This window comes from Thermus amyloliquefaciens (genome assembly GCF_000744885.1).
Lineage (GTDB): Bacteria > Deinococcota > Deinococci > Deinococcales > Thermaceae > Thermus > Thermus amyloliquefaciens.
This window is the reverse complement of the sequence record NZ_JQMV01000003.1, coordinates 482,061-495,952: the sequence shown is the minus strand read 5'-3', so window position 1 is coordinate 495,952 and position 13,892 is coordinate 482,061. Positions and strand designations below refer to the sequence as shown.

The following is a 13,892-nucleotide window of genomic DNA, read 5'->3' as shown; positions in this document are numbered from 1 at the left end:
GGCCTAAAGCTCGTAGTCTTCCCCCAGGTAGTGCCGCCTCACCCCTTGGTCCCGGGCGAAGGTATCGGGGTCCCCGTGGAAGAGGATCTGGCCGTCGTACATCACGTACACCCGGTCGGTGATGGCCAGGGTCTCCCGCACCGCGTGGTCGGTGATGAAGACCCCCACCCCCCGCCTCTCCCGTAGCTCGGCGATGACCTTTTGGATCTCCTTGACGTTCTTGGGGTCCACCCCGGTGAAGGGCTCGTCCAGGAGGATAAAGTCCGGGTCCGTGCAAAGGGCGCGGGCCATCTCCAGCCTGCGCCTTTCCCCGCCGGAAAGGGCGTAGGCCATGCGGTCCTTGAGGTGGTAGATGGCAAGCTCCTCCAATAACGCCTTGGCCTTTTCCAGGCGTTCCCCCTTGGAAAGGGGCTGGAACTCCAGGATGGCCAGAAGGTTCTCCAACACCGTCATGCGGCGGAAGGCGGAGGGCTCTTGGGGCAGGTAGCCGAGGCCCAGCTGGGCCCGGCGGTACATGGGCAGGCGGCTCACCTCCTGCCCCTTCAGGAAGATGCGCCCTCCCGTGGGCCTTATGAAGCCCACCATCATGTAGAAGGTGGTGGTCTTCCCTGCCCCGTTGGGGCCGAAGAGGGCCACGATCTCCCCCCTTTTCAGGTGCAGGTCCACCCCCCGCACCACCTCCTTGGGACCGTAGCGCTTGCGCAAGCCCTGGGCCTGAAGCTCCCCGTTCATTACCCTAAAGCCTAAGCCCCAACCTTTAGCCCCGGGTGAGATAATGGGCGAGGTATGGTGGTGACCCGCATCGCCCCAAGCCCCACGGGGGACCCCCACGTGGGCACGGCCTACATCGCCCTCTTCAACTACGTGTGGGCCAGGAAGAACGGGGGCCGTTTCCTGGTGCGCATTGAGGACACCGACCGCGCCCGCTACGTGCCCGGGGCGGAGGAGCGCATCCTGGCCGCCCTCAAGTGGCTGGGCATCCCCTACGACGAGGGGCCGGACATCGGGGGGCCTAGGGGCCCTTACCGGCAGTCGGAAAGGCTTCCCCTTTACCAGAAGCACGCGGAGGAGCTCCTGAAGCGAGGTTGGGCCTACCGGGCCTTTGAGACCCCAGAGGAGCTGGAAAGAATCCGCAAGGAAAAGGGCGGCTACGACGGCCGCGCCCGCCACATCCCCCCCGAGGAGGCCGAGGAACGGGCGCGCAGGGGCGAGCCCCACGTGATCCGCCTCAAGGTTCCCCGGCCCGGCACCACGGAGGTGAGGGACGAGCTCCGGGGGGTGGTAACCTACGACAACGCCGAGATCCCCGACGTGGTCCTCCTCAAGTCCGATGGCTACCCCACCTACCACCTGGCCAACGTGGTGGACGACCACCTCATGGGGGTCACGGACGTGATCCGGGCCGAGGAGTGGCTGGTCTCCACCCCCATTCACGTCCTGCTCTACCGGGCCTTCGGCTGGGCGGTGCCCAAGTTCTACCACATGCCCCTTTTGCGCAACCCCGACAAGACCAAGATCAGCAAGCGCAAAAGCCACACCTCCTTGGAGTGGTACAAGGCGGAAGGGTTTTTGCCCGAGGCCTTGAGGAACTACCTGGCCCTGATGGGCTTCTCCATGCCCGATGGGCGGGAGATCTTCACCCTGGAGGAGCTCATCCAGGCCTTCACCTGGGAGCGGGTTTCCTTGGGAGGCCCGGTCTTTGACCTGGAGAAGCTCCGCTGGATGAACGGCAAGTACATCCGCGAGGTGCTTCCCTTGGAGGAGGTGGCGGAAAGGGCGAAGCCCTTCTTGGAGGCCGCGGGATGCTCCTGGCCGGATGAGGCCTACCTGCATCGGGCGGTGGAGCTCATGCGCCCCCGGTTTGACACCCTGAAGGAGCTTCCGGAAAAAGCCCCCTACCTCTTCCGCGAGGACTACCCCTTTTCGGAAAGGGCCCAGGAGAAGCTGCGGGAGGGCCTTTCCCTTCTGCGGGAGGCAAGGCCCCTCCTCGAGGCCCAGGAGGACTGGAGCGAAAGCGCCCTGGAGGGCCTCCTTCGGGGCTTCGCCCAGGAAAGGGGCCTGAAGCTCGGGCAGGTGGCCCAGCCCCTTAGGGCCGCCCTCACGGGGAGCCTGGAGACCCCGGGGCTTTTTGAGATCATGGCCCTCCTGGGCAAAAAGAGGACGCTTTCCCGACTGGACCGGGCCCTGGAGGGGAGCTAGGGAAAAGCGGCGCAAAGGGGCTATACTGGTCGTCATGAGGCGTCTTCTTCCGCTTCTTGCGCTCCTTCTCGGATTGGCGGGCGCGCAAAGCGCCATAGAGATGCGCTTTGGCTATGGGGAGGGCCTGGGCCTCACCTTTGGGGCGGGGGTGGAAAGCCGCCTGCGGCAGAACCTCTTTGGCCGCCTGGCCGCGGAGCTTGCCCCCGCGGCCCCCGGGGTGGCCCTCGAGGCCGCCCTCCTCTTCAAACCCGACCTGGGCCAGTACGACCCAAGCCTCAAGGGCCTCCTCCCCTACTTCGGCGGGGGCCTGAGCGCCGTGGTGGGACCAAGCCTCACCGCGGGGGTGAGCTTCACCCTGGGGATGGAAGGGCTTTTGGACCCCTACACCGGCCTCTTCGCGGAGGGCAGCTACGTCTACGGCTTCGCCGACTTCCCCAAGGTCTGGCGCTTCGCCCTGGGGGTCAACTTCCGCTAGGGGTTAGCCATGGGGTTTTTTGAGCGCCTCAAGGCCGGCCTCTCCAAGACCCGGGAAAGGCTCCTTGGGGCCATCCCCTGGGGGGCCGACCCCGAGGAGGTGCTGGAGGAGCTGGAAATGGCCCTCCTCGCCGCCGACGTGGGCCTGCCCGCCACCGAGGAGCTCCTGGCCGAGGTGCGGGCCTCGAGGCGAAGGGACCTGAAGGAGGCGGTCAAGGAGAAACTCGTCCAGATGCTGGAGCCGGACGAGCGCCGGGCCACGCTCCGCAAGCTGGGCTTCCGCCCCCAGGCCCCCAAGCCCGTGGAGCCCAAAGGCCACGTGGTCCTGGTGGTGGGGGTGAACGGGGTGGGCAAGACCACCACCATCGCCAAACTGGGCCGCTATTACCAGAACTTGGGCAAGAAGGTGATGTTCTGCGCGGGGGACACCTTCCGCGCCGCCGGGGGCGCCCAGCTTGCCGAGTGGGGGAAGCGCCTCTCCATCCCCGTGATCCAGGGGCCCGAAGGGGCCGACCCCGCCGCCTTGGCCTTTGACGCCGCCCAGGCCCGCAAGGCCCGGGGCTACGACCTCCTCCTGGTGGACACCGCGGGCCGCCTCCACACCAAGCACAACCTCATGGAGGAGCTGAAGAAGGTGAAGCGGGCCATCGCCAAGGCCGACCCCGAGGAGCCCAAGGAGGTCTGGCTGGTGCTGGACGCCGTCACCGGGCAAAACGGCCTGGAGCAGGCCAAGCGCTTCCACGAGGCGGTGGGGCTCACCGGGGTCATCGTCACCAAACTGGACGGCACCGCCAAGGGCGGGGTCCTGGTGCCCATCGTGCGCACCCTGAAGGTGCCCATCCGCTTCATCGGGGTGGGGGAAGGCCCGGAGGACCTCCAGCCCTTTGACGCGGAGGCCTTTGTGGAAGCGCTGTTGGAGGCTTAAGGGCCGGCGCAGGGGGTTGCCGCAAGACACGCCCCTCGGGAAGGAAGGGCCATAGCCTTTTTGGGGCCCCCCATGGGGCACCTAGCCCTCCTCTCCCCCGGCGCCACGGATAGTGGCGGCACCCCGCTTGGGGCGGTAGGCCCCGGCGAACACCCTCCGTCCCTCTTCCCAGTAAAAGTCCGTTTAGGGGTATGCTTTGCTCCATGCAGCGCGCCCCTTTTCTCCTCGCCTTTGCCTGGCTGGTGGCCCTGGTGGCCACCTTAGGAAGCCTTTACTACTCCGAGGTGCGGCTTTTCTTGCCCTGCGAGCTCTGCTGGTACCAGCGCATCTTCATGTACCCCCAGGCGGTGGTGCTGGGCCTGGCCCTTTGGCGGCAGGATTTCGCCATCTGGCCCTACAGCCTGGCCCTCTCCCTCATCGGCGGGAGCCTCAGCACCCTGCACCTCCTGGAACAGAGGTTCCCCGACCTCTTCACCCTGGCCTGCAAGCCCCCGGTGCCTTGTTCCGTGGAGTACATCCCCCAGTTTCCCATCCCCTTGCAGGCCCTGATCGCCTTCATCTTGATCGCCCTAAGCATGGGGCTTCTGGCCCGGGAGGCCCGTCAAAGGGGGTAGCCGAGGCCCTCGAGGACCGCCCGCACCCTGTAGCCCAGGAGGTCCTCCGGGGGGTAGACCACCTGCACCCTTTCCCAAACCCCCCGGTCCACGGGGGCAAGGGCCAGGAGGGCGTGGAAGGGTTGGAGAAGATCCAGGCCAAGCCGTCCCCCCGCATAGAGGAGGACGTCCGCCCTTAGGGCAAGGGCCCTCACCTCCTCCGGCCTCAGCCCCACGTGCCCCCGGGCCCGCTCCGGCAGGCGGGCCAGGAAGCTATCCCCCTCGGCGAAGCTTCCGGCCACCACGGAAACCTGGGCCAAGGGCCTGAGGAAAGGGGCCAGGGCAGGCCGTAAGGGCCCAAGCCAAAGCCCCCTGGCCCCGGGAAAGTGGGCGGAGAGAAAGCGTTCCAGGGCCACCCCTTCCGTGTACTGCCCGGCCACCCCCCCCACCCGGGGCAGCAAAAGGTCCACAAGCCCCGCCTCCCGGGCCTCCGCCTCCAGGAAAAGGCCCGGGGCCACGTCCAGAGGAGGCGGCAAGGCCTCCCCTAGCACCGCCCCTGCCAGCCCCAAGGGGGCCAGGCAGAAAAGCACCTTCCAGGGGTCCTCCGTCTCCACGGGGTAGGGGAAGAGGGGAAGCTTGGCCGTGGCCACCTCGGCCACCAGCCGATCAAAGAGGGGGGAGGGCTTCCAGTGGAGGAAGACCAGGGGGCGGGTCTTGTGGTACTCCGGCCGCATGGGCCACCTCAGGCGGGACGGAGGTCCGCGTACTTCAGGGAGAAGCGCTTCAGGCCCACCCCCTCAAAGTGCACGGTCACCTCGTCCCCCATGGCCGCCACCACCGTGCCCGGGCCGAAGCGGGGGTGGACCACCCTTTCCCCCCCCTTGAAGGCCCCCGGCTTGGGCCGGTGGGCTGGGGGGGTCTTGGCGGGAAGCCGGTAGGGGTCGTACTCCTCGTAAAGCCCCCCGTCCACCTCCTCCAGGAAGCGGCTTGGCCGGCTGGCCTCGGTGCGCCCATAGACCTCCCTTTCCTCCGCATAGGAGAGGTAGAGCCTCTCCTGGGCGCGGGTCACCCCCACGTAGAAGAGGCGGCGCTCCTCCTCCAGGCCCTCCAGGGTGTTCAAGGAGGAGCGGTGGGGCAAAAGCCCTTCCTCCACCCCCACCACAAAGACCACGGGGAACTCCAGCCCCTTGGCGTTGTGCAGGGTCATGAGGGCCACCTTGCCCGCAGGCTCGGCGGGTTCCTCCGCCTTAGCGGTGAGGGCCACCTTGTCCAGAAACTCCATAAGCCCCTCCGCCTCCTTGGCCGCCCTCAAGAGCTCCTCCACGTTCTCCAGACGGTCCTCCAGGTCCTCGGGGTAGGCCTCGCGCAGGTAGGCGAGGTAATCGGTGGCCTCGAGGAGGTGGCGGAAAAACCCCTCCGCCGGGCCCATGGCCAGGTCCTGGAGTTCCTCCATGAGGGCCAGGAAATGGCGCAGGGGCTCGGGCCGGGGCAGGGTTTCCGCCCCCACCTTCAGGGCCTCAAAGAGGGGAAGCCCCTGCTCCTGGGCGATGCGGGCAAGCCGCTCGACCGTGGCGGGGCCGATGCCCCGGGGAGGCGTGTTCAGCACCCGCTTCAGGCTCACCCCGTCCAGGGGGTTCAGGGCAAGGCGGGCGTAGGCCAAAAGGTCCTTCACCTCCGCCCGCTCAAAAAACCCCACCCCGCCCACCACCCGGGCCGGGATCCCCCGGGAGGCCAAGGCCTGCTCCAGGAGGCGGCTTTGCGCGTTGGTGCGGTAAAGCACCGCCACCCGGTCAAAGGGGGGCCCTAGGCGCCCGATCTCCTCGGCCACGAAGCGGGCCTCGTCCCGGGCATCCCGGGCCCTATAGAGGCGCACGGGCTCCCCCCCAGGCTTCACGGGCCTCAAGGTCTTTTCCAGGCGCAGGGCGTTGTGGACGATGAGGGCGTTGGCGAAGCGCAGGATGGCCTCGGCGGAGCGGTAGTTCTCCTCGAGGCGGTACACCTTGGCCCCGGGGAAGTCGCGGGTGAAGTCCAGGATGTTCCGGATGTCGGCGGCGCGGAAGGAATAAATCCCCTGGTCCGGGTCCCCCACGGCCATGAGGTTGGCCTCCTCCCCCGCCAGGAGCTTGGTGAAGCGGTACTGCACGGGGTTCGTGTCCTGGTACTCGTCCACGTGGATGAAGCGGGCCCGCTTCCTGACCCGCTTCAACACCTCCGGGTCCTCCTCCAAAAGGCGCAGGGCGTAAAGGAGGATGTCCCCGAAGTCCAAGGCCCCCTGGGCCTTTAGGGCCTCCTGGTAGCGCTGGAGCACGTCTTGAAGCCTCCCCCGGCTAAGGCCCGCATAGTATTCGGGAAGCTCCGCAAGGAGGGCCTCCGGGGCCACCCCCTGGTTCTTGGCCCGATCCAACAGGGCCTTGAGGGGCCCAGGCCTGGCGGCCAGCCCGAGCTCCTTCAACACCTCCTTGATAAGGGCGGTCTGGTCGTCCTCGTCGTAGACCACAAACCCCGGCCTCAACCCCACCCTCTCCCCGTAGACCCTAAGAATCCGCAAGGCGGCGGAGTGGAAGGTGGCGACCCAAAGCTCCCCTGCCCCCTTCACCATCCGCCTAAGGCGCTCCCTCATCTCCTCGGCGGCCTTGTTGGTGAAGGTGACCGCCAGGATCTCCGAGGGGAAGACGCCCCTTTGGGCGATGAGGTAGGCCACCCGGTGGACCACGGTCCGGGTCTTGCCGCTCCCCGCCCCCGCCACCACCAGGGCCGGCCCCTCAAAGTGCAAGACCGCCTGGCGCTGGGCCTCGTTCAGGGGGCCCAGGAGCCCATCGCCGGGATGGCCGCCTTGGGGCCCATGCGTCCCCGAGAACCCGCGCTGACCCTCCCCTTCCACGGGGGAGAGTGTACCACGGGGTAGACTTTAGGGCATGGAGCTCTACCCCACCCAAGACGGCTTTCTGGGAGAGATCGCCAAGGGCTTCACCTTCGCCCAGGTGGCCCGCTTGGCCGCTGGGTTTGGCGAAAGGGTTAAGGCGGAGGGGATCACCCAGGTGGTGGTGGCCCACGATGCCCGTTTCCTGGCCAAGGAGATGGCGGAGGAGGCGGCGGGGGTCCTCGGGGGGCTGGGCCTGGAGACCCTTCTCCTGAAGGGCCCTTCCCCCTGGCCCCTTTTCGCCTTCGCCCTAAGGGAACTGGAAGCGGCGGGGTTTTACCTCACCGCCAGCCGTAGGCCCGCCCGTTACCAAGGGGTCAAGCTCCGCCTGGGCCCAGGAAGGCCCCTCCCGCCCGCGGGGCTCCCCTTGCCGGAAGAACCCCCCGGTGTGAGGGGAAGCTTCCAAATCCTGGACCGGAAGAAGGCCTACCTGGAGCACCTGGCAGGGAGCGCGGGCGAGGGCTTCCAGGGGAAAAAGGGCGTGGTCTACCTGGATGCCTTGGGGGGCGCAGGGGGGGGCCTTTTGCCGGGGGTCTTTAAGCTTTTGGGCCTCGAGGCGGAGCTTAGGGAACTCCATCCCCTACCCCACCCCCTCTTCTACGGGGTAGACCCCGACCCCAAGCCGGAAAACCTCCCCACCCTCCTCGCCCTCATGAAGGCCGCGGAGGCCCCGGCGGTGGGCTTCGCCCTGGATGGGGACGCGGACCGCCTTGGCGTGGTCCTGCCCGGTGGCGAGGCGCTCCCCCCGGAGGAAACCCTGGAAAGGCTTAGACAAGCCCTGGGCGGGAGGGAGGTCCAGGCGGACGGCGAAGGCGGCTACCTCTTCCCCTGGCACCTCCCGGAAAAGGATCCCTTTTTGGCCGCCCTTCTCCTCCTGCGGGTCCTCCTATGAAGGAGCTTCTTCCCGGTCTTTTCCTCCTCCCCGTGCCCATCCCCTACCCCTTGAAAAGGGTGAACCTCTACCTTTTCCGGGGCAACGGGGAGGTGGCCCTCCTGGACACCGCCTTGGGCACCCGCACCGCCCGGGGCACCCTGGAGCTTTACCTGGCGGAGCTGGGCCTTTGCTTCCAGGACGTGAAGGTGGTCCTCCTCACCCACCACCACCCGGACCACTACGGCCTGGCGGGCTTCTTTGAAGGGCTTGGGGCAAGGGTTTACCTGCACGAGGAGGAGCTCTCGCGGGGCCACCGCTTCTGGCTGGAGCCCGAGGCCTTTGAGGAGGAAAGCTGGCGGCTTTTCCGGGAGCACGGCACCCCGGAGGAGGCCCTTTGGGGCATCCGGGAGACCATGGCCAAAACCCGGGAGCGGGTCCATCCTCCGCAAAACCCCACCCCCCTCCAGGACGGGGAGGTGCTGGAGGTGGCCGGGCGGCGCCTTAGGGTCCTCTGGACCCCGGGGCATGCGGACGGGCACGTGGCCTTCTTCCTGGAGGAGGAAGGGGTCCTGCTGACGGGGGACGCCCTCTTGGAGCGGGTCTCCCCCAACGTGGGCCTCTGGGCCTACACCCGGCCGAACCCCTTGAAGGACTTCCTCGCCTCCTTGAAGCGCCTGGAAGAGGTCCCCGCCCGGATAGCCCACGCCGGCCACTTCGGCCCCCTGGAGGACGTGGCCCAAAGGGCCCGGGAACTCACCGCCCACCACGAGGAGCGCCTCCTGGCCCTCCTCGGTCACCTGGAAACCCCCAAGACCGCCTGGGAGCTCTCCTTGCTCCTCTTCCCCCAGGAGCTGGACGCCGCGGGGAGGCGCTTCGCCTTTGCGGAAACCCTGGCCCACCTGGAGTACCTACGCCAGGAGGGGCAGGTGGGGCGGGAAGGCCCCCCCTACCGCTACTTCCGCGCCTAAGGCGGGGGCGGGGTCCCAGAGGCCAGATTGGGGCCCCCGTGGTGGCGCAAGCCACCACGGGGTACTTCATACCCCTTGCCCCAACGCGGGGAGGGGGGTAAACTTTGACCCGGTTCAAGGAGGTGCCATGCATCCCTGGTACGCCCACTACGACCCTGGGGTCCCCAAGGAAGCCCCGAAGCCTTGGCTCCTGACGGAGCTCTTGCGGGAAAACGCCCGCCGCTACCCCCACAAGGTGGCCCTGGAGTTCCTGGGGCGAAGTCTTAGCTACCAAAGCCTCTGGCAACAGGTGGAGGCCTTCGCCAAGGGCCTCCAGGAGGCGGGCCTAAAACCCGGGGACCGGGTGGCCATCATGCTCCCCAACTCCCCCCAGTTCGTCATCGCCTTCTACGGCACCCTCCTGGCGGGGGGCGTGGCGGTGAACACCAACCCCATGTACACCCCGCGGGAGCTACGGCACCAGCTCCTGGACTCGGGAGCCAAGGCCCTGGTCATCCTGGACCTCCTCCTGCCCCGCTACCAGGAGGTGAAGGCCGAGGCCCCGGTGGAGGTGCTGGTGCGCACCGGGATCCAGGACTACCTGCCCTTCCCCAAGAACCTCCTCTACCCCCTCATGCTGCGGCGCAAGGGCCAGGCGCCCAAACGCCTGGAAGGCATCCCTTGGCGGGCCTTTCTCAAACCGGGCAAGCCCCATCCCGTCCCCCTGGACCTGGACCACCTGGCCCTTTTGCAGTACACGGGGGGCACCACCGGGGTGGCCAAGGGGGCCATGCTCACCCACCGCAACCTCTCCAGCAACGCCCTGCAGGTCCGCGCCTGGATCCCCGACTTCCAAGAGGGGAAGGAGGTGGTGCTGGGAGCCATCCCCTTCTTCCACGTCTACGGCATGACCGTGGCCATGAACCTGGCCCTTTTGGGGGCCGCCAAGCTGGTCCTCCTGCCCAGGCCGGAGATTAAGCCCATCGTGGAGGCCATTGAGAAACACCAGGTCACCCTCTTCCCCGGGGTGCCCACCCTCTACGTGGCCTTCAACACCTTCCCGGGCATTGAAAAACGAAACCTCAAGAGCATCCGGGCCTGCATCTCGGGCTCCGCCCCCTTGCCCCTCGAGGTGGCCGAACGCTTTGAGGCGCTCACCGGGGCCAAGCTGGTGGAGGGCTACGGCCTCACGGAGGCGAGCCCCGTGACCCACTGCAACCCTCTCCACGGGCCCCGCAAACTGGGGAGCGTGGGCCTGCCCTTCCCGGGGGTGGAGGCCAAGGTGGTGGACGAGGAGGGCCAGGAGGTCCCCGTGGGCGAGGTGGGGGAGCTCATCGTCAAAGGCCCCAACGTCATGAAAGGCTACTGGAACCGCCCCGAGGAAACCCAAAGGACCCTCAAGGAAGGCTGGCTCTTCACCGGCGACATGGCCAGAATGGACCAAGACGGCTACTTCTACATCGTGGACCGCAAAAAGGACATGATCATCGCCGGCGGCTACAACATCTACCCCCGCGAGGTGGAAGAGGTCCTCTACCAGCACGAGGCCGTCCAGGAGGCCGCCGTGGTGGGCGTGCCCGACCCCTACCGCGGGGAAACCGTGGCCGCCTTCATCGTCCTCAAGGAAGCCTATAAGGGCAAGGTCACGGAAAAGGACCTCGAGGCCTTCTGCCGGCAAAACCTCGCCGCCTACAAGGTCCCCCGCATCATCCAGTTCCGCGATAGCCTCCCCAAATCCAGCGTGGGCAAGATCCTCAAGCGGGAGCTCACCAAGGAGGTGGGGACCAGGCGGTAGCCCGCTGACGCCAGAGCAAGCCCCTAGGGAGAAGGTCCCCAGGCGGAAGCCCCTGCCGCCTGGGGACTCGCCCTTTCCTTACATGCCTGGGCTCAAGAGTTATAGGCTTTACGTGAGGAGGTTCTGAACAGTTGACCCCTTGCCACCATCAAGCTACACTAGGCTTAGTTTTGGAGCCAATACACCCATGGGCAAAGCAGCTGAGAAGCAACCCAAGACCTACACCGGCCTAGAAGCCCTCCTGGTCTTCCCAAACCATGAGGACCACAAGGACACCGTAGACCTCATGCGCCGGTTTTCCTCAGCCCTTCGCTACGGGTACCAAAGACTCCTGGAAGGAAAGGACCGCAAGGCCTTGAAGAGGGAAGACGGCCTCTTGTGCAACCTCTTCCGCCTCAACACCCGTTACGCAGACGACGCCCTCCTCAAAGCCCAAAGCCTCATCTCCTCCCTGAAGGAACGGGGTGAAGACCCCCGCAAGGTGGTCTGCAAGATAGCCCCTACGGGGCTGACCGGGGGCAGAAAGCTCCACCAGGAGCTCTCCCGTTTCTCAAGGAGCAACCGGCCCCTTTACAGGGAGAAGAAGGCGGAATGGGAGGAACGGCGCAAAGGCATGCTCTATGCCAGGGGAGACAAGACGAAGGGCGGCAACCTCAACCTGCGCCTGGTGATCGGGAACGGAAGCCTTTGCCTTCGCATCAACCTGGTGGACCGCTACGCCCATGCCCTGGTGAAGACGAGCCACCCCAGACTCCAGGAACTTCTGGGGAGGGTGTACGCCGGAGATCCGTACAACGTGGAGCTCAGCCTGAGGAAAGGAAAGGTCTACGCCCTGTTCTCCTGGGAAGAGGAACTTCCACCCCTGAGGGTTACGAAGGAGCAGGGCATCCTGGCCTTGGACATCAACTCCGATCCCTACCATCTAGCCCTGGCCATCGTCAACCCCGATGGGAACCTGAGGCGGTACCTGACCCTCTCTCTTGAGGAAGTTGATAAAGCTCCTAACCGAGGAGCCAAGGAAATCCTCCTTTGGCAGATCGCCCACCAGGTGGTGGGTATCGCCATGGAAGAGGAAGTCGCCATTGCCACGGAAAGACTGAAGCACTTACCCAAGGGAAGGAGAGGAGACGGCTCTGGACGACACTTTCGCCGCAAAGCCCACCGCTTTGCCTACCGCTCCCTCCTCAAGAAAGTGCACACCTTGGCCAGGAGAAAGGGCATCCAAAGCCTGGAGGTGAACCCCAAGGACACCTCCACCATCGGGATGCTGAAGTACGCGCCTCTCCTTTCCCTCTCCAAGGACGTGGCCGCCGCTTACGTGATCGGCAGGAGGGCCTTGGGGTTCAAGGAGGAGATACCCAAGAACCTCAGGGCCCTCTTAGGAGACTCCACTTTCCACCAACACGCCCGGCGTTTCTACGGGGAGCGGATAGCGGAGCTTCAAGACAAATACCGCCGGGAGAGGAACCCCTACCTCAAGCGCAGACTTGGGCGGGAGCTTAAGGAGGCCAAGCGGGCTCTCGCCATGATTTTGAGCTCACAGGGTGAGCCGGGGAGTCCAAAGGGGTCAACCAATGGAAGGAACCCCCAGGGCAATAATCCCTGGCGAGCCCTGAGGGTAGGCACCTTCCTTCCCCTCCTTGGGCGAAGAGTGCCAAGAGACCTGTCGCCGCTCAAGCCCATCCTACTGGGATCGTGGGAGGGGTGGAAGGGAGGCTCAGGTCCACATCCGCAAGGTATGGGCTTCGCCCATGACGGTGGTGGGCCGGCTGCCATGAAAACATCTCCTCGTGAAGAGGTGGGTAGTGGTGGCTAGAGTTGACCAGGTGTTCGATACCACCCTCCACAAGACCCATGCCTGGCTCAAGGCCGCCATGGAGGCCCTGGGCACCGAGGACCGCCACCGGGCCTACATGGCCCTGAGGGCGGTGCTCCACGCCCTGCGGGACCGCCTCACCGTGGAGGAGGCCGCCCAGCTGGCCGCGGGTCTACCCATGCTCCTTCGGGGCCTCTTCTAGGAGGGCTGGGACCCCACAGGCAAGCCCCTCAAGGAGCGGCACAAGGAGGACTTCCTGGCCCACGTGGCTCGGGAGCTCAAGACTCCCTCGGGCCCTGCCCTGGACCCCGAGACCGCGGCGCGGGCGGTTTTCCGGGTGCTTAAGGAAAAGGTCTCGAAAGGCGAGGTGCAAGACGTGATAAACCTCCTCCCCAAGGAGATCCGGGAGCTTTGGCCCCAAGGCTGAACCTTAGTCCAGGACGAAGCGGTCCTCGCTCTCGTGGAGGCGCACCCGGTGGACGATGCGTTGGTCCCCGCCGTTCCCCTCGGTCATGGCCACCACGCTCACGTAGGGCCTTAGGGGGCTACGGAGCACCTTCTTGGTAAGGGTCTCCTCCACCTGGAAGATGCCCGCGGAGTTGTTCATGGTCACCTGGATCTCCACGGGCACCTTCTCCCCTTTGAGGATGCGCACCTCGTCCACCGCCAAGGCGCTGATGGAGTGGATGTCAATGCTCCCCAGGGCGAAGGCCTTCCGCCCCCGGCCCTTGGTGATGTCGGTGCCGTCGGCCACGGCGGTGACCCCCGCCTCGAGGGTGAGGGGCTCCGGGGAGAGGTCGTGGCTGTAGATGCCGTGGAGGATGAGGGCCCTGAGGGCGGTGCGTTGCTCGGGGTCGGGGTAAATCTTCTCCAGGATGCGGTTCAGGATGGGTAGGGCCAGGGTGACGCCAAAGGCCTCGTGGTGGTCCCGGTGCACCTGGTTGCCCAGGTCGTGGAGCATGGTGGAAAGGAGCACCACCACGTAAGCGTCCTCCAGCTCCCCGGCCCCCGACTCCACCGTGTCCAGGCGCACCCCCGCCTCAGCCAGGAGGGCCAGAATGGCCACGCTGGCCGCCCCCGTGAGGAGGGCGTGGACCCGGCCGTGGTCGTTGTAGCCCAGCTTGCGCATGGTGAGGTAGTTGGCCATGTTCCAACCCGCGCGGGCCTCGGGGTCCTGAATGAGGAGCTCGTAGGCCTTAAGGGCCTTGGGAAAGGACTTCAGGCGCTCCCGAATGGCCTGGTCCGCCTCCATGTAGAGCTTGGCCTTGGGACTGGCAACGTGGACCACGCGCTCTCCCGTCATGGGCACCCCTTACCTTACACCACCCCCCGCGGGCAGAAGGTGGCGG

Annotated in this window: 12 protein-coding genes and 1 pseudogene; 9 read left to right on the top strand and 4 right to left on the bottom strand. The window is 66.4% G+C overall.

Going from position 1 to position 13,892, the window contains the following annotated elements; all coding sequences use genetic code 11:
• Nucleotides 1-3: 3 nt before the first annotated feature.
• On the bottom strand, nucleotides 4-732 hold the full coding sequence (gene lptB / locus BS74_RS02935) for an LPS export ABC transporter ATP-binding protein (protein WP_038055900.1): 729 nt from the start codon (nucleotides 730-732) through the stop codon (nucleotides 4-6).
• Between the two features lie 54 nt (nucleotides 733-786).
• On the opposite strand from lptB, the gene gltX reads away from it, so the two are divergent.
• From gltX to BS74_RS02915, 4 genes are all read left to right on the top strand, one after another.
• Nucleotides 787-2,199, top strand: coding sequence for a glutamate--tRNA ligase (gltX, locus tag BS74_RS02930; protein ID WP_038055898.1), 1,413 nt, complete (start codon nucleotides 787-789; stop codon nucleotides 2,197-2,199).
• A gap of 34 nt (nucleotides 2,200-2,233) precedes the next feature.
• A complete protein-coding gene (locus BS74_RS02925) occupies nucleotides 2,234-2,674 on the top strand; it encodes a hypothetical protein (protein ID WP_038055897.1) in 441 nt (146 codons plus the stop codon).
• 9 nt (nucleotides 2,675-2,683) lie between these two features.
• The gene (ftsY, locus tag BS74_RS02920) at nucleotides 2,684-3,598 is read left to right on the top strand and encodes a signal recognition particle-docking protein FtsY (RefSeq protein ID WP_038055894.1); all 915 of its coding nucleotides are present in this window, start codon (nucleotides 2,684-2,686) and stop codon (nucleotides 3,596-3,598) included.
• 203 nt (nucleotides 3,599-3,801) lie between these two features.
• Entirely contained in the window at nucleotides 3,802-4,212 is a 411-nt protein-coding gene (locus tag BS74_RS02915; RefSeq protein ID WP_038058792.1) for a disulfide oxidoreductase, read from the top strand.
• Here the strand turns inward: BS74_RS02915 and BS74_RS02910 are convergent.
• Both BS74_RS02910 and BS74_RS02905 read right to left on the bottom strand, forming a co-directional pair.
• The gene (locus BS74_RS02910; protein ID WP_038055892.1) at nucleotides 4,200-4,925 is read right to left on the bottom strand and encodes a hypothetical protein; all 726 of its coding nucleotides are present in this window, start codon (nucleotides 4,923-4,925) and stop codon (nucleotides 4,200-4,202) included. The genes BS74_RS02915 and BS74_RS02910 overlap by 13 nt on opposite strands.
• An 8-nt stretch (nucleotides 4,926-4,933) precedes the next feature.
• Nucleotides 4,934-7,000 (bottom strand): ATP-dependent helicase, encoded by a 2,067-nt coding sequence (locus BS74_RS02905; RefSeq protein ID WP_038058791.1) that lies wholly within the window; start codon nucleotides 6,998-7,000, stop codon nucleotides 4,934-4,936.
• A gap of 106 nt (nucleotides 7,001-7,106) precedes the next feature.
• On the opposite strand from BS74_RS02905, the gene BS74_RS02900 reads away from it, so the two are divergent.
• The 5 genes and pseudogenes from BS74_RS02900 (at nucleotide 7,107) to BS74_RS02880 (ending at nucleotide 12,970) form a co-directional block, all read left to right on the top strand.
• Entirely contained in the window at nucleotides 7,107-8,003 is an 897-nt protein-coding gene (locus tag BS74_RS02900; RefSeq protein WP_038055890.1) for a phosphohexomutase domain-containing protein, read from the top strand.
• Nucleotides 8,000-8,953, top strand: coding sequence for an MBL fold metallo-hydrolase (locus tag BS74_RS02895; protein WP_038055888.1), 954 nt, complete (start codon nucleotides 8,000-8,002; stop codon nucleotides 8,951-8,953). The genes BS74_RS02900 and BS74_RS02895 overlap by 4 nt, the downstream gene beginning before the upstream one ends.
• Nucleotides 8,954-9,080: 127 nt before the next feature.
• Nucleotides 9,081-10,727, top strand: coding sequence for a long-chain-fatty-acid--CoA ligase (locus BS74_RS02890; protein WP_038055886.1), 1,647 nt, complete (start codon nucleotides 9,081-9,083; stop codon nucleotides 10,725-10,727).
• Between the two features lie 187 nt (nucleotides 10,728-10,914).
• Nucleotides 10,915-12,543 carry an IS200/IS605 family accessory protein TnpB-related protein gene (locus tag BS74_RS02885; RefSeq protein ID WP_245606068.1) on the top strand — a complete coding sequence of 543 codons (1,629 nt, stop codon included), beginning with the start codon at nucleotides 10,915-10,917 and terminating at the stop codon, nucleotides 12,541-12,543.
• A pseudogene (locus tag BS74_RS02880) lies at nucleotides 12,533-12,970 on the top strand (DUF2267 domain-containing protein). The gene BS74_RS02885 and the pseudogene BS74_RS02880 overlap by 11 nt, the downstream one beginning before the upstream one ends.
• A gap of 3 nt (nucleotides 12,971-12,973) precedes the next feature.
• On the opposite strand, the gene BS74_RS02875 reads toward BS74_RS02880, so the two are convergent.
• Nucleotides 12,974-13,846 (bottom strand): HD domain-containing protein, encoded by an 873-nt coding sequence (locus BS74_RS02875; RefSeq protein WP_038055884.1) that lies wholly within the window; start codon nucleotides 13,844-13,846, stop codon nucleotides 12,974-12,976.
• Nucleotides 13,847-13,892 lie beyond the last annotated feature (46 nt).